We start from the raw sequence: 20,636 nt of genomic DNA on the forward strand, positions 1-20,636 counted from the left end.
CGCTGGGCCGGTCCTTCGGACCCTCGACCTCAGACTCAAGGCTTCAGTCTCGCGACCTCAGTCTCGCGACTTCAGGGCCTCGGCTTCGGGACCGCGTTACGGTCGGGGCGAGGCCGTGAGCCCTACGTCGGGTCGAGGCCGTGGGAGCGGAGCCACGGCAGCGGGTCGATGGCCGCGCCGCTGCCGGGGCGTACCTCGAAGTGCATGTGCGGGCCGGTGGAGTTGCCCGAGCTGCCGGAATAGGCGATGACGTCGCCGGCCTTGACCGTGCCGGACCGGATCTTGTTGCTGCTCAGATGGCAGTACCAGGTCTCGGTGCCGTCGGGCGAGGTCACCATGGCCATATTGCCGTAGGCGACGTTGAACTGGGTGCGTACCGTCCCGTCGGTCGCGGCCATCACGGGTGTGCCGAGGCCGACCGGAAAATCGATGCCGGTATGCACGGACATCCAGTTGACGCCCGCCTGCCCGAAATAGGCGCTGAGCCCTTTCTGCTTCACCGGCAGCAGGAACTTGGGGCGCTCGGCCTCTTTGCGGGCCGCTTCATCGGCTTTTCGTTTCTTCTCCGCGGCCTGGCGTGCCTTCAGGTCGAGGCGCTGCTGGGTGCGGCTGGCCCGGTCCGCGAAGTCGTCGGCGTCCCTGCTGACCCCGGCGAGCTGGGTGTCCAGCTTGCTGTTGGCGGCGGACGGCTTGACGGTGGCCGGATCGGGCGCCGACGCCTCGGTGTTCTTGGCATCGCTGCCGCCTCCGGTGACGCTGGCCGCGGCGATCCCGGCGACGCCTATGGCGGCGACGGAGGGGACCGCGATGGTCAGGAGCGCGGAGCGGCGGGGGCGGTAGCCGGTACGGGCGGGGGCGCCGCGGCGCCGCCCGCGGTTTCCGCCGTCGCGGCGGGAACCGGGCAGGGGAGCGGGGCCGTGGCCGGCCGCCGAGGGATCGAATGCCGACGGCTCGTGCACGGGCGGCTCTTGTGCCGAGGGCTCCGCGTCGAAGCCGTCTTCGCGGCCCGCTGCCAAGCTGTCTTCCACGCGCGTTTCGAAGTCAGCCGTGAAATCAGCCGCGAGGTCTGCTGCGAAGTCGGCTTCGGAGGTGTGGCCGTGGGCGGTATGCGGAGCGGGTTCGTGCTCGCTGCCGGGGCGGCCGGGTTCGGGTTCGGGGCCTGGGCCGTTTCCGCCGGGGTGTTCGCGGGTCTGTTCGTGCCGCGCTTCGTCGATGGTCGCGTAGGCGCTGGTGTCCCAGGTCTGGGTGTGGCCGCCGGCGTCCCACTGCTCGGGACCGCCCCACTGACCGGTGGTGCTCCCGACGGCGCCGCCGATGGTGTTGTACGAACCGGTGGTGCCGTACACCTCGTACGAACCGGTGGCGCTGCTCGCGCCGTAGGCGCCCGTGCCGCCCCATGCCGTCGTGTCCCACTGCCCGGTCTGCTGCTCGTGCAGCCCGTTCGCCGCGTAGAGGCCGGTGTCCCAGGTCTGGGTGTGGCCGCCGGCGTCCCACTGGTCGGCGCTGTGCCACTGACCGGTGGTCTCGTACGTGCCGGTGTCGCCGTACGGGTTCACGGTGCCGTACGAACCCGTGGTGTCGTACGCGCCAGTGGTGCCGCACGCGGTGTCGTACGCGCCCTTCGCACCCCACTGACCAGTTGTTTCCCACTGGCCGGTCGTGTCCCACTGGCCCGTTGTGTCCCACTGACCGGAATGCCCGGCGTCGTAGCCGCTGTAGGCGATTCCGATGTTCTGGAACGTACCGGTGGAGTAGCCGTCGTACCCGGCATAACCCTGGTGCGCCGCCTGCTCCCCGTATGTCGCGCTGTGCGCGTATGGGGTTTCCGGCGCGGGGACGGTCGGAGTGGAGTTCCCCGACGGGTGACGGTCGTTCACCACCAACTTCTCTTTCGCCTAGGCAGCACGAGAATTAGCGGCGACTGTACCCGGCGGTATGCGGCAGCCACAATCTTCGGCGGTTATCGCCACCTCAAGGACCGGTCATTTAGCCGCCTTTCGGTGGACTGGAGCCGATTCCTTGGCTTGGCGTTCGAATTGTTTTCGATGAAAAATCGGCCGCGTCATGCAACCGAAACGGCTCCCGACGCGTCACCGGCCGCCTCCTCGGCCGTCAGCGCCTGCCGAATCCCGGCCGCCACCGTGCAGTGCACCGGCAGTGCGAGGTGCCCCACCCCGCTGACCCGCACGCTGCGACAGTGCAGGTCAGGATGGTCGAGCCGGGCGGTCTCGACCGGAATCATCAACTGGTCGAGATCGCTCCAAAAGCTCACGAAACGCGTCCGGCAGCCCTTCGCGGGCAGGGTGAGCTCCGTGATGACGGGCGAGTCCGGGCGCATCTGCCGAACGAGGGGATGTGCTGAAAGCAGCGGCACCGCGCGTGTCCCGCCGTGCGGCGTGCCGAGCGTGACCAGGATGCGGATACGGGCGTCCCCGCCGAGCCGCTGCGCGTAGTAACGGGCTATCAGCCCGCCCAGGCTGTGCCCGACGACGTCCACCCGCTGATGGCCGGTACGGGCGCAGAGCTCCTCGACATGACGGCCCAGCAGCGCGGCTGCCGTACGGATATCGCAGGTCAGCGGCGAGTAGTTGAGGGACTCCACCTGCCGCCAGCCGTGCTGGCGCAGATAGCGGCGCAGCAGGACGAAGACGGAGCGGTTGTCGATGAAGCCGTGCAGGAGGAGTACGGGAGGGTGCGGTGAGGGCGCGTCGCCGGGCGCCTCGTCCGGTGGCGCCGGCCCTTCGCGGGCGAGGGGCGCGCCGGGCGGGGGAGGCGGCGGGCGGCGCTCCTGGGCAAGGCCCGTCGGATAGAGGATCACGTGCCCGGCGAGTATCGCCAGCTCCAGCGCGGTGGCCCGGACGGCCTCGGCCGAGGAGCGAAGGAGTGAAAAAGGAAAGGGCATGGCCACCATGGCCGACCTCCCGAACCGCACGCAGGAGACGGCTCTGACCCCCGTGTGCCCTCATGGGCAGCCGTGCCCGGCGCGCCGTGGGGCGCTGCCGTGACGCGCTGTCGTGACGCGCGGTGTTCGGCGCGGCCGTGCGGCGGCCTCGGTGCGGCGTACCTCGCGACCGGCCCGATGGCCTCCCCTGGCAAGGGGATTCGGACACAGTGCGTAGCGAACGTATTGTCCCACGTGTGATTTCCCCCTCCCTCGCCACCGTGAAACTGCCGCGTGCGCGATGCTGGCGATAACGTTCGTTCACACTTACGGCCGGTGACGGCAGTCGTACATGGAGGCAGTGATGGGAGTGACCGGTCCGATTCGCGTGGTGGTGGCCAAGCCGGGTCTCGACGGCCATGACCGCGGAGCGAAGGTCATCGCGCGTGCGCTGCGGGACGCCGGCATGGAGGTCATCTACACCGGGCTCCACCAGACCCCCGAGCAAATCGTCGGCACCGCGATCCAGGAGGACGCCGACGCGATCGGGCTGTCCATCCTCTCCGGCGCGCACAACACCCTCTTCGCCAAGGTGATAGAGCTGCTGCGGGAACGCGACGCCGAGGACATCAAGGTCTTCGGCGGCGGCATCATCCCCGAGGCGGACATCGCTCCGCTCAAGGAGCTGGGCGTGGCGGAGATCTTCACTCCGGGCGCGACGACGGCGTCCATCGTGGAGTGGGTCAACGCCAATGTCCGGCAGGTGCCGGCCTGAGCGCTCCGCTGAACGTCCGGTAGGCCGCCCGACTGCACGTCGTCGTGGCTGATCGCGCTGTTCCCCGCGCCCTTTCAAAGCGCCGCCCCACCGCACCGGACTTCACCGAGCCCGCGGGAGTGCGTAGAACCGCCGAAGGGGGAGAGGCCGGTGGCTCGGTCCGAGCGCGAGCGGGGCCGGGCCGGATCGGTCCGGGCGGCGGACCGGATGGCTGCCGGCGTGTTCGTCGACGCGCTTGGACGAGCGAGCGCCCTCGGCGCCCCGGTGCACGTACGCCACGGGCATTACGGGCCGGTGGGCGCCGCGCGGCGGTCCGGCGTGAGCTCCCGGCGCATGGTGGCGCGCAGGCGCAAGGTGCCGACCAGGCGTTGGAAAGCCTCCGACCAGTAGCCGGCCGCTCCGGGCGAACCGTTCTCGGGCTCGTCCGGCTGGGCGGTCAGCACCTCCAGCCGGTCGGCCTGGTCCGGGTCGAGGCACCGCTCGGCCAGCCCCATCACTCCGCTGAAACTCCATGGATAGCTCCCCGCGTCCCTGGCGATGTCGAGTGCGTCCACGACGGCTCTCCCCAGCGGCTCCGACCACGGCACCGCGCACACCCCGAGAAGGCGGAACGCCTCGGAGAGCCCGTGCACTGATATGAACGCCGCGACCCACGCCGCCCGTTCATCGGGCGGCAGCGCCGACAGCAGCTTCGCCGGGTCCCGCCAGGACGCCTCGGCCCCGGCGGGCGGCGAGGCCGGGGGGCCGAGCAGCGCGCGGGACCACTCGGCGTTCCGCTGCCGAGCGGCCGCCCGGCACCAGGCGGCGTGCAGGTCGGGCTGCCAGCCGTCGGCGACCGGCAGCGCCACGATCTCGGCGGCGGACCGTGCCCCGAACCGCTCGCTCCACTCGGAGAGCGGCGCGGCCTCCACCAACTGGCCGAGCCACCACGACCGTTCGCCGCGTCCTGAAGGCGGCTTCGCCACGATGCCGTCCCGCTGCATGGCGCTGTCGCACTCGTGCGGGGCTTCGACGACGATGCGCGGGGCGCTGAAGTCCAGGGCGAGGCAGGACCGTGCCCGGCCTGCCATCCGGGCGGCCAGCGCGGAGCCCGGCAGTCCGGAGAGGAGTTCGGCGGAGGTGGCCCGTACATTGCGGCTGCGATCGGCGAGGGCCTGTTCCAGGAACGGCTCGTCCTGCGCCGAAAGCCCCTCGCGCAGGGAGTCCAGGAACATCAGCCGGTCCTCGGCCCGCTCAGTGGACCACGTGGTGGCGAGCAGCGTGCGCGCGGCGTCGGGGTCGTGGCGGCGCAGGGCCGACAGCAGTGCCACGCGCTCCGCGAACAGCCCCTCCTGCCAGATCCGTTCGGCCGCTTCCGCTTCGTTGGAGCCGCGGCCTTCGTCGCTCTCTTCGCTGCCGCTGCCGCTGCTGCTGCCGCTCGGGGCGGGATGGGCGGCGGCCGGTGTCCAGTCGCCTGCCGGGCTGCCGCGCAGGGCGAACTTCCACTGCGGATTGAGCCTCGCCAGCCAGAGCGCGCGCGGCCCGGCCAGCGCCAGGGCCTCGGGGCGCAGGTCGGTACGGCCCCGGGCCGTGTCCAGCAGCGCGGGCAGCAGCGCGGCCGGGGCGCGGTAGCCGTACTGGTTGGCCGCCGTCAGCCACTGCGGAAGCAGCTCGGTCAGATCCGGCGCGGTGCCGCGCCGGCTGCCGCCTGCCGGACCGGACCGGTCGGCGAGGAGCATGGCGAGCCGCGCGCGGGCCGCGGGCGGCAGCGGGGGCCGTCGGTCCGCCGGTGCGGTGGGCGGGCGATGGCGGGCTACGGCGGGCAGCAGGCCGGCCCGCCCCCGTACCGTCTGGATCGCGGCGGCGTCCAGGAGGGCCGTCGCCGCGTCCTGGCCGGGGCGAGGTGTTACGGGCGGGGTGCGCCGCCCGGTGCCGAGCAGTGCGGCGGCGACGAGTTCGTCCCAGGCGGGTGTGGTCATGGTGGCCATGTAGGAGTCAGTCCCTTCCGTGCAAGGCCCGTCGGGGCCCGTTCGGCGGCTCCGCGTGCGGGCGGGAACCGGGGCCGTGGGGTGGGTGGGTGTGGTTGGGCGCGGCCCCAGAGCAGCGCTGAATCAGAACTGGAGCCGTCCTGGAGTAGTACCGAAGCAGTCCTGAAGCCGTCCTAGAGAGGGACCGCCTCGGGCGCCCACGTGGTCAGCGGGGTGAAGCCGGCGTGGCCGCAGTCGCCGAAGACCGTGACCGGTTCACCGCCCGAGACCGCGAGGAGCTGCCACAGGCCCGTACGGTCCGTGCAGCGCGGGTCGACGGGCAGCGCCGCCTCGGTACGTGCGTCGGCCAACTGCCAGCCCAGCTCGGCGTCCGGGGCCGGTATCACGTCGGCGAGGACGACCGGCCACACATCGAGCCATGGGTCTGCGCGCAGCGCGTCCCCGTAGCGGGCGAGGGCGGTCGCGACGTCCGTGCCGGGGGGTGGTTCGCCCGTGGTCCGAGGCGGTGCGTGGCGCGACGCGACGGCGGCCCGCAGGGGGAGGGCGGCCGGGTAGTAGACGAGGTCGGCGTCGAGAGAGAGGCCGACGGGGAGGGTGAGTTCGGGGGCTCTGCCCGCGGCTCCGTAGGACAGCAGCAGAGCCATGCGGCCGGTTTTCCGGCCGTGCAGCCAGATGCGGCGGGTGGTCAGCCGGCCGTCTTCGGCGTCCCGCTGGGCGAGGATCAGCCAGTCGTCGCGGACCGGCTCCCCGGTGGCGAGCAGTTCGGCGGTGTCTGTGGTGAGCCCGGCGCGCGAGCGGACCGTGGCGGCCAGCGGCTCCGGTAGTCCGTCGAGATGGAGAAAGCCCTGGTTGAGGGTGTGCAGCAGCGCGCACTCCGCCAGCATCCGGGACGGCCAGCCCTCGCCTGACGCGGGGGCCGCCGCCAACTCGCGTACGCGCGCGGCAAGGCCGGGGGCCTGCGCGTCGACCATGCGGGCCGCCGTCTCCTCCCACTGCCCGTAACCACCTCGGTCGGCCGAGGCCAGACCGCTTCGCAGCAGGTCGGCCAGCCGGTCCTCCAACTCCCGCGCCCCGTCCGCCATGCGCCGCGCGCGCTGCTCGGCGCGTCGGCGGGCAGCGGCCTGGCCCGCCGACGATCCGGCGGCAGCCGCGTCCCCGTCCCCCTCTGCCTCTGCCTCTGCCTCTACGGTCGAGGGGCCCGCTGTCACGGTCGCGGTGGCGGTGCGTGCGGCCCGCTGGCGCCGTCCGGTCAGCCACGTCCGAGCCCAGTCCGGCGGCTCGCCTCCGGCCCGTACGGCCTCCTCGTCCGAGGCATGCAGCAGGAGGAGCCCGAGCGCGTGCTTGCACGGGAACTTGCGGCTCGGGCAGGAGCAGTTGGACGCCGGTCCGTCCGTGCCGGACAGATCGACGACCGTGCGGTACGGCGTGCTGCCGCTGCCCGCGCACAGCCCCCACACCGCGCACTCGCCCGCCCCCGTGCCCGACCATGATCCGGGCGCCGCGAGCCTGCTGCCCGCCTTGCGTGACGCAGCGTCAGGTGCGAGCGCGAGCACCTGCTCCGCCGTCGAGAACTCCCCCTGCGAATTCATACCGACGAAACTACGGCCTGCCACTGACAATCGCCTTGACCTGCGGCTTTGTTGGCTCCAGGTCGATTGTCAGTGGTGTGGTGCAGTGTGGTTCCCGCATCCCGAAACCGCGTGATGAGGGGGGACCTGTGACCGTGCCCGGAATCGAGAACGAGCCCGCGAGCACCGCCGACGCCGCCACCGATATTGGTGCCACCACCGATATTGGTGCCGGTGCCGGTGCCGGTGCCGGTGCCGGTGCCGGTGGCCGCGCCGATGTCGGCGGTGAGCCGCTGCGGCCGCACGCCGAAGTCGTCTTCGCCGACGAGCTCAAGGCCCTGACCGCCGCCGACGACCGGCCGAGGCCCGTCAGATGGCGGCTGTCGCCGTGGGCCGTGGCGACCTATCTCCTCGGCGGAGTGCTGCCCGACGGCACCGTCATCACGCCGAAGTACGTGGGGCCGCGGCGCATCGTCGAGGTCGCCGTCACCACTCTCGCGACCGACCGGGCCCTGCTGCTGCTCGGAGTGCCCGGCACGGCCAAGACCTGGGTGTCCGAGCACCTGGCCGCCGCCGTCAGCGGCGACTCGACCCTGCTCGTGCAGGGCACGGCGGGCACGCCGGAGGAGGCCATCCGGTACGGCTGGAACTACGCGCAGTTGCTCGCGCACGGTCCGAGCCGGGACGCGCTCGTGCCCAGTCCCGTCATGCGGGCCATGGCCGACGGCATGACGGCGCGGGTCGAGGAGCTGACGCGCATCCCGGCCGACGTGCAGGACACCCTCATCACCGTGCTGTCCGAGAAGACCCTGCCCATCCCCGAGCTGGGGCAGGAGGTGCAGGCTGTCGGCGGCTTCAACCTGATCGCCACGGCCAACGACCGCGACCGGGGCGTCAACGAACTGTCGAGCGCGCTGCGCCGCCGCTTCAACACGGTCGTGCTCCCGCTCCCGGCCACCCCGGAGGCCGAGGTCGACATCGTCGCCCGGCGCGTCGACCAGATCGGCCGCTCGCTCGCCCTGCCCGCCGTGCCGGAAGGCGTCGACGAGATCCGACGAGTCGTCACAGTCTTCCGTGAACTGCGCGACGGCGTCACCGCCGACGGCCGCACCAAGCTCAAATCCCCCTCCGGCACGCTCTCCACCGCCGAAGCGATATCCGTGGTCACCGGCGGCCTGGCCCTGGCCGCCCACTTCGGCGACGGCGTGCTGAGGGCGGGCGACATCGCCGCCGGCATCCTCGGCGCGGTCGTCCGCGACCCGGCGGCGGACCGCGTCGTATGGCAGGAGTACCTGGAGACGGTGGTCCGGGAGCGGGAGGGCTGGAAGGACTTCTACCGCGCCTGCCGCGAGGTCTCGGCGTGACCAAGGGGCCGGGGTGCCTTGAGGGGAGGGGCGAGTTCGGGGGCGGCGGCCGCGACAGGGGGGCGGACGTGACGGGGGATTCGGTGGGGACACGGAGCGAGGGGGCTGTGGGTGTACGGGGGCGGAGGGGGACTGGCAGGGCTGTGCCGAGCGGCGGGGCGGGGGAGTTCGTATGACTGTGGATAAGGGGCGTCGGGGGCGGTCGGTATGAGAGGGGACAGGGGGGCGACGGGGATGGCCGGGGTACGGGGTGGTGGGCCGGTGTTGTTGGGGGTGCGGCATCACGGGCCTGGGTCCGCGCGAGCCGTACGGGCGGCGCTCGACGCGTGCGAGCCGCCGGCCGTGCTCATCGAGGGGCCGCCGGAGGCCGATGCCGTCATCGGGCTGGCGGCGGAGGAGGACATGCGGCCGCCCGTGGCGTTGCTGGCGCATGCCGTGGACGATCCGGGGCGCGCGGCGTTCTGGCCGCTGGCCGGGTTCTCCCCGGAGTGGGTGGCGATCAGGTGGGCGCTGGCCCGAGGCGTGCCGGTGCGGTTCATCGACCTGCCCGCGGCCGTATCGCTGGCCATGGACGATGGCGTCCGGGCGATGGACGAAGCCCCGCCCGAAGCGCTTCCCGACGCACCCCCCGACGCATCACCCGACGCGGCGCAATTGCGCGTCGACCCCCTGGCCGTACTCGCCGAGACGGCCGGGCACGACGACCCGGAGCGCTGGTGGGAGGACGTCGTCGAGCACCGTGGCGGCGGCACGGGCCGCCCCGGGGCCTCGGGGGCCGGTGACGCGACCATGGGGATCGCGCTCGCGCCGTTCGAGGCGCTCGCCGATGCCATGGCCGCGCTCCGGGAGGAGTACGGGCACGGCGGACACGAGAGGGACTTGGTGCGCGAGGCGCACATGCGGCTGCGGCTGCGGGAGGCGCGGCGGGAGTTCGGGGACGGCGTGGCCGTCGTCTGCGGCGCGTGGCACGTTCCGGCGCTCGCGGAGACGGTGCCGGTCGCCGCCGACCGGCAGCGGCTCAAGGGCCTCCCCAAGGTGAAGGCCGAACTGAGCTGGGTTCCCTGGACGCACCGCCGGCTCTCCCGCCACAGCGGTTACGGAGCCGGGATCGCCTCACCCGGTTGGTACGGGCACCTCTTCGACGTCCCCGACCGGCCCATAGAGCGCTGGATGACCAAGGTCGCCGGGCTGCTGCGCGACGAGGACCAGCCCGTGTCCTCCGCACACGTCATCGAGGCCGTGCGGCTCGCCGACGCCCTCGCCACGATGCGCGGACGCCCGCTCGCGGGGCTCGCCGAGACCACCGACGCCATACGGGCCGTGCTGTGCGAGGGCTCCGACGTGCCGCTCGCGCTCGTCCGGGACAGGCTCGTCGTGGGCGACGCGCTGGGCGAGGTGCCGGAGTCGGCCCCGGCCACGCCCCTGCAACGCGATCTCGGCCGGATCCAGCGCTCCCTTCGACTCAAACCGGAGGCCGCGGAGCGGAAGTTGGAGCTGGACCTGCGCAAGGAGACCGACGCTGCGCGCAGCCGTCTGCTGCACCGGCTGCGCCTCCTCGCCATCGACTGGGGCGAGGCGACCCGCTCGCGCGACGGACTCGGCACGTTCCGCGAGACCTGGCGGCTCCGCTGGGAACCGGAGCTGTCCGTCAAGGTCGCGGAGGCCGGGGTGTGGGGCACGACCGTGCTCGCCGCCGCCACCGCGAAGGCCGAGTCCCAGGCGGCCGGGGCCCAGGCACTGGCCGACGTCACCGGCCTCGCCGAACAGTGCCTGCTCGCCGGGCTCACGGACGCCCTCCCCGTGGTGCTGCGCGCCCTGGCCGACCGCGCCGCGCTCGACGCGGACGTCGGCAACCTGGCCCGGGCCCTGCCCGCTCTCGTCCGCTCGGTGCGCTACGGAGACGTACGGCGTACGGACGCGAACGCACTCGGCGAGGTGGCGGCCGGGCTCGCCGAGCGCGTCTTCGTGGGCCTGCCGCCCGCCTGCGCCGGCCTCGACGCGGACGCGTCCGCGACGATGCGCGGCCACTTGGACGGCGTCCACACGTCGGTCGGCCTGCTGGCGGAAGCGACAGAGGCGGCAGCGACTCCCCAGGTGACCGAAGCGCCCGAGCCGGCAGAAGCAACAGGAACGACAGAGGCGAAGGAGCCGACAAGTGCGCCCGTAGCGGCCGGGAAGGCGGCGGCGCCCGGAATACGGGAGCGCTGGTCCGCCGTCCTGCGCGGGCTCTCCGGCCGGGACGGCATACCGGGGCTGATACGCGGCCGCGCCGTCAGGCTGCTGCTCGACGACGGCCGACTGGCGGACGGCGAGGCGGCCCGACTCATGGGCCTCGCGCTCTCGCCGGGCACCGAGCCGCCCGATGCGGCGGCCTGGATCGAGGGGTTCGTCGGGAGCGGCGGTTCCGGCGGCATGCTCCTCGTGCACGACGAACGCCTCCTCGCCCTGGTGGACGGCTGGCTCACGCGCGTACCGGCCGACGCCTTCACGGGCGTACTGCCGCTGCTGCGGCGCACCTTCGGCTCGTACGACCCGGGGGTCCGCCGCACCCTCGGCGAGCTGGTGCGCCGGGGCGGGCCGGGCGCGCCCCCGCCGGTGCGCAGCGCCGGAGCGCCGGGCTTCGGTCCGGGGCTGGACGCCGAGCGCGCGGCGGCCGTACTGCCGACGCTGCACGCGCTGCTGGGGACGGGAACTTGAGCCACCGCACGTATCACGTATCAACTCACGGGAGGGGAAGAGCTGATGGGCGACGCGAACGGCGCATCCGACGTAATCGGGTCCGACGCCATCGGGTCCGACGCCATCGGGTCCGGTGACGAGCGGTTGCGGCGCTGGCGGCTCGTGCTCGGGGGCGAGCGCGGGGGAGAGGGGACCGGGTGCGTCCTCGCGGGAGCGGACGCCGGTATGGACGCCGCGCTCGGCGCGCTCTACGGCGGTGACGGGAAGAACGGCGACACCTCCCGTAACGACGCCTCCCGTACGGGCGGGCTCGGTGCGTCCGCGCCCGGTGTCGCGCGCTGGCTCGGGGACATCCGCACGTACTTCCCCGCCCCCGTGGTGCAGGTGATGCAGCGCGACGCGATCGACCGGCTCGGGCTGGCCGCCCTGCTGCTGGAGCCCGAGATGCTGGAGGCCGTCGAGGCGGACGTGCACCTGGTCGGGACGTTGCTGTCGCTCAACAAGGCGATGCCCGAGACGACGCGGAACACCGCGCGGGCCGTCGTGCGCAAGGTGGTCGAGGACCTGGAGAAGCGCCTGGCGACCCGTACGCGCGCCGCGCTCACCGGAGCGCTCGACCGTTCCGCCCGTATCAACCGCCCGCGCCACCACGACATCGACTGGAACCGGACCATCCGGGCCAACCTCAAGCACTACGTGCCGGAGTACCGGACCATCGTGCCGGAGCGGCTCATCGGGTACGGCCGGGCGGCGCAGGCGGTGAAGAAGGAAGTCGTCCTGTGCGTCGACCAGTCGGGTTCGATGGCGTCGTCCGTCGTCTACGCGTCCGTGTTCGGCGCGGTGCTGGCCTCGATGCGCTCCCTCGCGACCCGGCTCGTCGTCTTCGACACGGCGGTCGTCGACCTCACGGAGGAACTCGCCGACCCGGTCGACGTGTTGTTCGGCACCCAGCTCGGCGGCGGCACGGACATCAACCGCGCGCTCGCCTACTGCCAGTCGCGCATCACCCGCCCCGCGGACACCATCGTCGTGCTGATCAGCGACCTCTACGAGGGCGGCATACGGAACGAGATGCTGGCGCGGGTCGCCGCGATGCAGGCGTCGGGCGTGCGGTTCGTGACGCTGCTCGCGCTGTCGGACGAGGGCGCGCCCGCGTACGACCACGAGCACGCGGCGGCGCTCGCCGCACTCGGCGCGCCCGCCTTCGCCTGCACTCCGGACCTCTTCCCGGAGGTGATGGCGGCGGCGATAGAGAAGCGGCCGCTGCCGGTGCCGGACAAGGAGGCCGGGCGATGACGACGGACGAGGACGGGCGGCGAGAGGCTACGGACGACGAGTGGCTACGGGCGGCGAGCGGCTACGGGCGGCGGAGGGTCACGGCGGCCACGGACGAGGGCGAGGGCGAAGACGAGGGCGAAGACGACCGGCCACGGAAAATGGTGAGCAATAACGCTCGGTAGTTGGCCTCAGTGCCGAATCAGGGCATTCGGGTGAGCGCCGGCCGGCCCCGCCGTGTAGCCGCCCGTACGTATATACAAGCCGCCACGTGGCGATCTGTGAGGGTAATCACGGCTCAACTGTGATCTGTGATTTAGGGACCTACCGCCCTCGGGGATAACCTGCGAGACGGACATGCCGCGTACCCGGCGCACGTGTGCCGCCCTCGTAAAAGATCGCGTCCTCACGCTGCTCCCGCGGCACGCCCGCGCAGACAACGAACCGCGATATCCATGGAAAAGGGACGGACGCGCGTGGACCTGTTCGAGTACCAGGCGAGGGACCTCTTCGCCAAGCACGGTGTACCGGTGCTGGCCGGTGAAGTCATTGACACGCCTGAGGCGGCGCGCGAGGTGACCGAGCGTCTGGGCGGCAAGGCCGTCGTCAAGGCGCAGGTCAAGGTCGGTGGCCGCGGTAAGGCCGGTGGCGTGAAGCTTGCTTCCGGCGCCGACGACGCGGTCGAGAAGGCCGGTCAGATCCTGGGCATGGACATCAAGGGCCACACGGTCCACAAGGTGATGCTCGCCCAGACCGCGGACATCAAGGAGGAGTACTACGTCTCCTTCCTGCTGGACCGCACCAACCGCAACTTCCTCGCCATGGCGTCCGTCGAGGGCGGCGTGGAGATCGAGGTCGTCGCGGAGCAGAACCCCGACGCGCTCGCCAAGATCCCGGTGGACGCCAACGAGGGCTGCACCCCGGAGAAGGCCGCCGAGATCGTCGCGGCCGCCAAGTTCCCGGCCGAGATCGCGGACCAGGTCGCCGAGACCCTGCAGAAGCTGTGGACCGTCTTCATCAAGGAAGACGCCCTCCTCGTCGAGGTCAACCCGCTGGTCAAGACCGGTGACGGCAAGATCATCGCGCTTGACGGCAAGGTCTCGCTCGACGAGAACGCCGCCTTCCGCCAGCCCGAGCACGAGGCGCTGGAGGACAAGGCCGCGGCCAACCCGCTGGAGGCGGCGGCCAAGGCCAAGGGCCTCAACTACGTCAAGCTCGAAGGCGAGGTCGGCATCATCGGCAACGGCGCGGGTCTCGTGATGAGCACCCTGGACGTCGTCGCGTACGCCGGTGAGAAGCACGGCAACGTGAAGCCGGCCAACTTCCTCGACATCGGCGGCGGCGCGTCCGCCGAGGTGATGGCGAACGGCCTGGAGATCATCCTCGGCGACCCGGACGTCAAGTCCGTCTTCGTCAACGTCTTCGGCGGCATCACCGCCTGCGACGAGGTCGCCAACGGCATCGTCCAGGCCCTTGAGCTGCTCAAGTCCAAGGGTGAGGACGTCTCGAAGCCGCTGGTCGTCCGCCTCGACGGCAACAACGCGGAGCTGGGTCGCAAGATCCTGTCCGACGCCAACCACCCGCTGGTGCAGCGCGTGGACACCATGGACGGCGCGGCCGACAAGGCCGCCGAGCTCGCGGCTGCGAAGTAAGGGACGAGGGACTCCAACACCATGGCTATCTTCCTCACCAAGGACAGCAAGGTCATCGTCCAGGGGATGACCGGCGGCACGGGCATGAAGCACACCAAGCTCATGCTCGCCGACGGCACCAACATCGTGGGCGGCGTCAACCCGCGCAAGGCCGGCACGAGCGTCGACTTCGACGGCACCGAGGTGCCCGTCTTCGGCTCCGTCGCCGAGGCGATGGAGAAGACCGGGGCCGACGTCTCCGTCATCTTCGTTCCGGAGAAGTTCACCAAGGCCGCCGTCGTCGAGGCGATCGACGCCGAGATCCCGCTGGCCGTCGTGATCACCGAGGGCGTCGCGGTGCACGACTCCGCGTCCTTCTGGGCGTACGCCGGCGAGAAGGGCAACAAGACCCGGATCATCGGCCCGAACTGCCCCGGCCTGATCACCCCCGGCCAGTCCAACGCCGGCATCATCCCGGGCGACATCACCAAGCCCGGCCGCATCGGTCTCGTGTCGAAGTCCGGCACGCTGACCTACCAGATGATGTACGAGCTCCGTGACATCGGCTTCTCCTCGGCCGTCGGCATCGGTGGCGACCCGATCATCGGCACCACGCACATCGACGCCCTGGCCGCCTTCCAGGCCGACCCCGACACCGACCTGATCGTCATGATCGGCGAGATCGGCGGCGACGCGGAGGAGCGGGCCGCGGACTACATCAAGGCCAACGTCACCAAGCCGGTCGTCGGCTACGTGGCGGGCTTCACCGCGCCCGAGGGCAAGACGATGGGCCACGCCGGTGCGATCGTGTCCGGTTCGTCCGGTACCGCGCAGGCGAAGAAGGAGGCCCTTGAGGCCGCGGGCGTGAAGGTCGGCAAGACCCCGTCCGAGACGGCGCGCCTGGCGCGTGCCGCGCTCGCCGGCTGAGACCGGTACCGCGCCGCGGGCCCGCACCCTTCACGGGGTGCGGGCCCGCGCCTGTTTTGGGCACGGTGGCGGTGCGGGGGCTGCCGACCGTACGGGTGCCTTGGCCGGACGGGCGCGCCGCCCTCGGATAGCTCCCCGGGCGGCCGCCCCGGATGTACGCGCGCCCCTGCTCGTACAGGGCGCGCCCCTGCTCGTACAGGGCGCGTCCCGGATGTACGGGCGTCCCGGGCCGGACGTGCACGCCCCCGCCCGTACGGTCTCAGGGCGAGTACGGCCGCTCAGCGTCCGTACGGCCCCTCAGGGCTAGTCCGGTCCCTCAGCGCTCGTATGGCTGCTCGGAGCGCCTTCGGTCCCTCAGCGCGAGTCCGGTACGAGCCGGCCCGACCGGGGCAGGCCGCGCAGCTCGGCGTCGGCCTGCCGTTCGGCGGCCTTCCTGGCCTTCCCGGTGGCGGGCTGCTGCGTCGCCGGGGCGGTCGCCGCGGGCTGGACCTGCCTGGGCCGGGGCGGTACGGGGCCCTCCGAGGTGAGCAGCGTGAACGCCGTCGCCACCGCGATCACCGCCGTGATCCCGAACGCCGCCCGCGTCGACCGGCGCGTGAGGCGTTCCCCGTCGGCCCGTACGAGCCGGGCGGCCGTCACTGTGCCGGGCAGCGTCGCGGCGAGCGCGCTGAAACGTTCCCCCAGGGCCGTGCCCTGATCGGCGGGGGCCAGGTCGCGCAGCTCCGGCAGCCGCTCGGCGACGGCGGACCGGGCGTGCCTGAGCCGGTTCGCGGCGGCGGGGGTCGTCGCCTCCGTCTCGGCGGCGGTCTCCGGGAGGCCGAGCCCGACCCCGTCGTGCAGCAGCAGCGTGCGGCGGTACGAACCGGGGAGGCTCACCATCGCGCGCAGCAGCGCGGCATCCCGTTCCCGCTCCGGCTCCGCAGGCGGCTCGTCGCCGCCGGGGCGCAGCCGGTGCCACGGCGACAGCGCGTGCTCGTACGCTGCCGCGCGCACCCAACCGGCCGGGTCCCGGTCCACGGCGACGGCCGGCCACTGCTCCCACGCCAGCTGAAAGGCCCGCTCGACGGCGCGCCGACCGAGCTGGGGGCGGCCGGTGAGCAGGTAGGTCTGCCGGGCGAGCGGCGCGGCGTGCCGCTCGTAGAGGGCGTCGAAGGCGTCGGCGGGGGTGACGCGGGCAGCGGCCGCGGCCGCCGGTTCGTCGGTCGGGCGCGGGGTGCGGGGCTTGGCCTGCCGAGTCCTGGACCTGTCGGCCGCGCGGTTGTCGTCCGCACGCCTCTCGCGCGTACGGCCGGCGGCTGGGTCGCGCTCCTGGGCCCGTGCCCAGCTCGGCACGTGGCCGCGCTTCCGCTCGCGGGGCGGTCCGGTCGGCGTGCCGGTGAGCGTCAGGGCAGGGGCGGGGGCCATCTCGTCCGCTGCGGGGCCCGTCGGCTGCTTCCGCGTCCAGCTCGGCGGTCGGCGGGGCTCCTTGCGCCGGGGCGGCCCGGACCGCGTGCCGCTCGGATCGGGAGCTGGGGCGGACGCCGAGCCCGTTTTCCCGGGCGGCGGTCCGGCCTCCGCGTGACTGGGCGACGGGTCGTGCGACGGGCTCCGCGACGCGGCGCGACGATCCGTCTCGTCGGACGCCCGGCCCGGCTCGGTCTGTATGCCCATGGGGCTCGGGCCGGGGGGCTCGGGCTGTTCGCCGTTCGCCGGGAGGGCCGAGGCGGCGCCCGTACCGGGCGGTGCGGTGAAAGCCTCGATCAGGAGGCGTTGGACCGCGTGCGTCGCGGCGGAGGCGCCGGCCGCGGGGGTCGGCGGCGAGGGCGGCGTACCGTCGCGCCCTGTGTCTCTCGCACCTCCCACGTCCACTGCGCCCCCCACGTCTCCCGTATTTCTCGCGTCCCCCGTCGGCTCTTCCAGCGGGAGTCCTGCCTCCAAGCGGGCGAGTATCCGCGCGTACGCCGAGCGCTTGCGGCCGCGCGGGCTGGTGCGGCCGGTTTCCCAGGAGCGTACGGTCGCGGTCGTGACGCCGACCGCGGTCGCGAGCTGTTCGCGTGTCACCGAACGTGCCACGCGCAGTGCACGGCCCTTGTGTGCGGGCGGCAAGGTGGCATTGGATTCCTCAAGCCTTTCGGGGCCGGACCGCGTCATGCCTCTCGTCGCCTCTCCACTCGTCAATGCCGGTCGTCAATGCCGGTCGTCGAAGCCGGTCGTCGAAGCCAGTCGTTCATGCCCGGTCGTTCAGCTAGCGAAGCATCAAAAATGACATAAACATACATTGAGCGACACGGCGACCAAATGCCCGCTACAGGTAGGAATGGCCTGTTCTTGGCAGCATGACTACGTGACGCAATTGACCGAGCGCAGCGAGTCGTCCCCGACCGCCGGACGGGCCGCCGTCACCATCCGGCCCTCGTCCTCGGCCGGCGAACTCGCCTTCGGCGGAGCGGTCGCGGCCGGCCTCGGGCTCGGGGTGCTCGCCGTGGTCGTACTCCTGTTGTGGATCTCCTCGCCCTACCCCGGCGGCGGCCCCGGCACCGCCCTCCACCACGCCGCCGACCTGTGGCTTCTGGCGCACGGCGCGGACCTCGTACGGACCAGAACGCTGTCCGGCGGCCCCGCCCCCCTCGGCCTCACGCCGCTGCTCCTCGCGGCCCTGCCGTGCTGGCTGCTCTACCGGGCGGCGTCGCACCTGCTGGGCGACCGTGAGGACGCGGACGAGGCCGACGGTCAGGGGCAGCTCCCCACAGCCCATGGGCAGCCCCGGTTCGCCGAGCAGCAGCAGCCGCGGTTCGCCGCCGGAGCGCTGCTCGGCGGCTACCTGCTCGTCGGCGTGTGCGCGACCGTGTACTCCTCGTACGGCGATCTGCGCGCAGCGCCGCTCTCGGCGCTGTTCCACCTGCCGCTCGTGGCGGGGGCCGCCGTCGCGGCCGGGGCGTGGCGGGCCTCCTACCGGCCCGGCAACCCGCTCCCCGCGGTCGTCGACTTCGTGGCGGCCACCGTCCCACCGCGCCTATGGACCGGGCTCGCGCGCCTCCGCCACAGCCCCGCGGCCCGCCGCCACGGTCCCGCGCTCCTCCGCCGAGGCCGTGCGCTACGGGCCTGGCTCGTCCGCCTCCGCGCCGGCGCCGCCCTACGGGCCGGGGCCGCCGCCACCGCCGTACTGCTCGGGGGTGGCGCCCTGCTCGTCGCGGTGTCCCTGATCGGGCACATGGGCGCGGCGCGGGCGTCGTTCGGGCAGCTCGCGGACGTGGCGTCGGGACAGTTCGCGGTCCTGCTGGTCAGCCTGGCGCTGCTGCCGAACGCCGTCGTCTGGGGAGCCGCGTACGGGCTCGGCCCCGGTTTCACGATCGGCGCGGCCAGCGCGGTGAGCCCCCAGGGCGCCGCCGGCTACCCCGTACTGCCGCGCTTCCCGCTCCTCGCCGCCCTCCCCGACGAGGGCCCGGCCGCGCTGCTGACGTGGCTCGTGGCGGGCGCGATTCCGGTGGGCGCGGGGCTGGCGGCGGCGTGGTTCGTGGCGGGGGCGTCGATCCCGCGCCGGCGTTCGGGCGGGTCCGGCGGGTCCGGCGCGACCGGCCAGGACGGGGAGGCCGAACGAGGCGAGGAGGGCGAAGGGGCGCGGGAATCCGCCGCAACGGCAGCCTGGTCCTGGTGGGACACCGCCCTGACGGCGGTCCTCGCCGCCGTCGTCTGCGGCGTCGCGGTGGCACTCCTCACCGCCGCCGCGTCCGGCCCTCTTGGCAACGAGGCCCTGGCCCGCTTCGGCCCCGCCTGGGTGCTCACCGGCCCGGCCGCGGCGGCCTGGACAGCGGTGATCGCGCCCCCGCTCGCGCTGGTGCTCCGCTGGTGGCGGGCGCGGGAGGCGGCGCGGGCCGAGGCCCGGGCCTCGGCCCGGAGGACAGCGAGCACGCCCGCCGGCCGTCGCGGACACCGACGGCCCGGCGCCGCCGGTGCGGCGGCGGTCGTCCGTCAGGCCGTCGAGACGCGAGGCGAGGCGGGCGAGAGCGCAGCTGCCGACCGACCGCAACGCCGACGTAAAGGCAGCTCCTCGCAGAGCCTCGCGGCCGCGGGCCGCCGGCAGCTCAGGCGGGCCCGAGCGGGCGGCCGGGCGGCGGTACGGCGCTCACTGGGCGGACACGGACACGGACACGGACAGGGACACGGACAGGGACAGGGACAGGGAGACGGCCCGGCCGAGACGGCGGCTGTCCCCGCAGGTACGAAGCAGGGCGGGCCCACGCGGGCCCGGCACCGCCGACCGGCCGCGCCCGCCGCTCAGGCCGAGGCCCCCCGGTGGTGGCGGCGCGAGCGCCGCCCGCGCCCCGACCGCGAGCGCGGCCACTCCGAAGGCTGGAAGCTGACGGTACGTACGGCCTGGAGCCCGCCTCCCGCGGCGCGGCCCGAAGGGTCCTGGCACGACACCGGCGCCCGCCAGGCCCGCTGGGCGGCGCTCAAGGACTCCGGCGGCGGCTTGATGCCGGACTTCGAACCGCACGACTTCACCAAGCCCGCCGACTCCGACTAGGGCCGACGACTCCGGCTAGGGCCGCCGAGCCGGACCGACCGTTCTGCCGCCGACCGTTTCCGCGTGCTCAGTTCCGTGTACTCAGTTCCACGAGCTCAGTTCTGCGTGCTCAGCAGCGGGCGGAGCTGCTTGGGCAGGAGGTCTTCGCAGGAGTGGCGGGAGGTCTGGGTCAGGGCGTCGTCCACGCACGAGTAGTAGTCGCTGTAGACGGCCTGGAAGGCGAAGGTCGCAGCGACGATGGCCAGGGCGACGGCGCCCGCGATCAGGCCGCTGACCGCGGCCGTCGTCTGCGGCTTGCGGGCGGGGTCCTGCTGCCCGGCAGAGGGCTGTCCGGCGGCGGGCTGTCCGGCGGCGGGTTGCGCGGCACCGGCGTCGGGGGTGCGCGGCTTGGGCTTCGCCCGGAGCGAGCTGATCGCCCAGTAGACCGACAGGGCGCCGAGCAACAGCGCGACCTGCGGAATGCTGAAGAGGGCGAAGAAGAAGGCCCACATGCCGGCGAGCAGGGAGTACCGCGCGCGCCGCTGCGCCGGGTCGGTGGGGTCCCAGCGCAGGCCGCCGGGGCCGCCGCCCGGACCGCCCTGGTTGCCCGGGCCGCCCGGACCCTCCGGACCGCCGCTCGGCTTCTGCTGCTGCGGGCTGCCGCCGAAGCCGCCGCCCTGGGGGCCCGGCTGCCGGCTGCTCCACTGGCTGCCCCACGCCGGGGGCCGCTCCCCCTGCCCGCCCCGCTCGTCTTCCTTCGGGCCCTCGGTGCCGCCTTCCCCGGAGGAGCCGTCGGCGGAATCTTCCGAGGAGCCGGAAGAAGCAGGTGTACGGCGGGGCTGCCACGGCTGGTCCGCGTGCCCCTCCGGCGGCGGCGCGAAGGGGTTGTCGTCCTGCGGCGAGGACGACGACGGTGACTTCCGCTCCGACCGCTCCGACCGCTCCGACCGCTCTGAACGCTCGGACCGTTCCGATCGCTCTGACCGCACTGAACCCTCTGACATGCGGGCGTACCTCATCGCTGCCCTCCGGTGGATGCGGCGGGCAACAGGAGGCGGTGAGCCGCGGTGCGGCGTCGGTCCGGCA

The 20,636-nt window shown here is 73.2% G+C and carries 14 protein-coding genes; 8 read left to right on the forward strand and 6 right to left on the reverse strand.

What is annotated here, in order from left to right:
* Positions 1–122: 122 nt before the first annotated feature.
* Positions 123–1,877 carry a peptidoglycan DD-metalloendopeptidase family protein gene (locus AB0I22_RS17505; RefSeq protein ID WP_363131657.1) on the reverse strand — a complete coding sequence of 585 codons (1,755 nt, stop codon included), beginning with the start codon at positions 1,875–1,877 and terminating at the stop codon, positions 123–125.
* 185 nt (positions 1,878–2,062) lie between these two features.
* A complete protein-coding gene (locus tag AB0I22_RS17510; RefSeq protein WP_363131658.1) occupies positions 2,063–2,911 on the reverse strand; it encodes an alpha/beta fold hydrolase in 849 nt (282 codons plus the stop codon).
* Positions 2,912–3,245: 334 nt separating this feature from the next.
* On the opposite strand from AB0I22_RS17510, the gene AB0I22_RS17515 reads away from it, so the two are divergent.
* The gene (locus AB0I22_RS17515) at positions 3,246–3,656 is read left to right on the forward strand and encodes a cobalamin B12-binding domain-containing protein (protein WP_363131659.1); all 411 of its coding nucleotides are present in this window, start codon (positions 3,246–3,248) and stop codon (positions 3,654–3,656) included.
* Positions 3,657–3,940: 284 nt separating this feature from the next.
* Here the strand turns inward: AB0I22_RS17515 and AB0I22_RS17520 are convergent, their stop codons facing one another.
* Together AB0I22_RS17520 and AB0I22_RS17525 are read right to left on the reverse strand one after the other, a co-directional pair.
* Positions 3,941–5,623: a DUF5691 domain-containing protein gene (locus tag AB0I22_RS17520; protein ID WP_363131660.1), complete on the reverse strand. Its 1,683-nt coding sequence runs from the start codon at positions 5,621–5,623 to the stop codon at positions 3,941–3,943.
* A gap of 173 nt (positions 5,624–5,796) precedes the next feature.
* On the reverse strand, positions 5,797–7,212 hold the full coding sequence (locus AB0I22_RS17525; RefSeq protein WP_363131661.1) for an SWIM zinc finger family protein: 1,416 nt from the start codon (positions 7,210–7,212) through the stop codon (positions 5,797–5,799).
* A gap of 203 nt (positions 7,213–7,415) precedes the next feature.
* On the opposite strand from AB0I22_RS17525, the gene AB0I22_RS17530 reads away from it, so the two are divergent.
* The 6 genes from AB0I22_RS17530 to sucD all read left to right on the forward strand — a co-directional run bounded on the left by AB0I22_RS17530 (position 7,416) and on the right by sucD (position 15,067).
* Positions 7,416–8,555 (forward strand): AAA family ATPase, encoded by a 1,140-nt coding sequence (locus tag AB0I22_RS17530; protein ID WP_363131710.1) that lies wholly within the window; start codon positions 7,416–7,418, stop codon positions 8,553–8,555.
* A gap of 234 nt (positions 8,556–8,789) precedes the next feature.
* Positions 8,790–11,252, forward strand: a complete 2,463-nt coding sequence (locus AB0I22_RS17535; RefSeq protein ID WP_363131662.1) for a DUF5682 family protein — start codon at positions 8,790–8,792, stop codon at positions 11,250–11,252.
* A 45-nt stretch (positions 11,253–11,297) separates the two neighbouring features.
* Positions 11,298–12,530: a VWA domain-containing protein gene (locus AB0I22_RS17540; protein ID WP_363131663.1), complete on the forward strand. Its 1,233-nt coding sequence runs from the start codon at positions 11,298–11,300 to the stop codon at positions 12,528–12,530.
* Positions 12,527–12,694 (forward strand): hypothetical protein, encoded by a 168-nt coding sequence (locus tag AB0I22_RS17545; RefSeq protein ID WP_363131664.1) that lies wholly within the window; start codon positions 12,527–12,529, stop codon positions 12,692–12,694. The genes AB0I22_RS17540 and AB0I22_RS17545 overlap by 4 nt, the downstream gene beginning before the upstream one ends.
* Positions 12,695–12,985: 291 nt before the next feature.
* Complete coding sequence (sucC, locus tag AB0I22_RS17550) at positions 12,986–14,161, forward strand: ADP-forming succinate--CoA ligase subunit beta (protein ID WP_363131665.1); 1,176 nt, start codon at positions 12,986–12,988, stop codon at positions 14,159–14,161.
* A 21-nt stretch (positions 14,162–14,182) separates the two neighbouring features.
* Positions 14,183–15,067: a succinate--CoA ligase subunit alpha gene (gene sucD, locus AB0I22_RS17555; protein WP_363131666.1), complete on the forward strand. Its 885-nt coding sequence runs from the start codon at positions 14,183–14,185 to the stop codon at positions 15,065–15,067.
* 354 nt (positions 15,068–15,421) lie between these two features.
* Here the strand turns inward: sucD and AB0I22_RS17560 are convergent, their stop codons facing one another.
* A complete protein-coding gene (locus AB0I22_RS17560) occupies positions 15,422–17,197 on the reverse strand; it encodes a helix-turn-helix domain-containing protein (RefSeq protein WP_363131667.1) in 1,776 nt (591 codons plus the stop codon).
* A 193-nt stretch (positions 17,198–17,390) separates the two neighbouring features.
* Between AB0I22_RS17560 and AB0I22_RS17565 the strand changes: the two genes are divergently transcribed.
* Complete coding sequence (locus tag AB0I22_RS17565) at positions 17,391–19,571, forward strand: DUF6350 family protein (protein WP_363131668.1); 2,181 nt, start codon at positions 17,391–17,393, stop codon at positions 19,569–19,571.
* A 95-nt stretch (positions 19,572–19,666) separates the two neighbouring features.
* Here AB0I22_RS17565 and AB0I22_RS17570 read toward each other — a convergent pair whose 3' ends face one another.
* Entirely contained in the window at positions 19,667–20,554 is an 888-nt protein-coding gene (locus tag AB0I22_RS17570) for a hypothetical protein (RefSeq protein WP_363131669.1), read from the reverse strand.
* Positions 20,555–20,636 lie beyond the last annotated feature (82 nt).

This window comes from Streptomyces sp. NPDC050610 (assembly GCF_040654875.1).
Classification (GTDB): domain Bacteria; phylum Actinomycetota; class Actinomycetes; order Streptomycetales; family Streptomycetaceae; genus Streptomyces.

Coding starts and splice junctions, on each gene's coding strand:
- AB0I22_RS17510 (WP_363131658.1), bottom strand. CDS start 2,911: ATGGTGGCCATGCCCTTTCCTTTTTCACTCCTTCGCTCCTCGGCCGAG.
- AB0I22_RS17515 (WP_363131659.1), top strand. CDS start 3,246: ATGGGAGTGACCGGTCCGATTCGCGTGGTGGTGGCCAAGCCGGGTCTC.
- AB0I22_RS17520 (WP_363131660.1), bottom strand. CDS start 5,623: ATGGCCACCATGACCACACCCGCCTGGGACGAACTCGTCGCCGCCGCA.
- AB0I22_RS17525 (WP_363131661.1), bottom strand. CDS start 7,212: ATGAATTCGCAGGGGGAGTTCTCGACGGCGGAGCAGGTGCTCGCGCTC.
- AB0I22_RS17535 (WP_363131662.1), top strand. CDS start 8,790: ATGGCCGGGGTACGGGGTGGTGGGCCGGTGTTGTTGGGGGTGCGGCAT.
- AB0I22_RS17540 (WP_363131663.1), top strand. CDS start 11,298: ATGGGCGACGCGAACGGCGCATCCGACGTAATCGGGTCCGACGCCATC.
- AB0I22_RS17545 (WP_363131664.1), top strand. CDS start 12,527: ATGACGACGGACGAGGACGGGCGGCGAGAGGCTACGGACGACGAGTGG.
- sucD (WP_363131666.1), top strand. CDS start 14,183: ATGGCTATCTTCCTCACCAAGGACAGCAAGGTCATCGTCCAGGGGATG.
- AB0I22_RS17560 (WP_363131667.1), bottom strand. CDS start 17,197: ATGACGCGGTCCGGCCCCGAAAGGCTTGAGGAATCCAATGCCACCTTG.
- AB0I22_RS17570 (WP_363131669.1), bottom strand. CDS start 20,554: ATGTCAGAGGGTTCAGTGCGGTCAGAGCGATCGGAACGGTCCGAGCGT.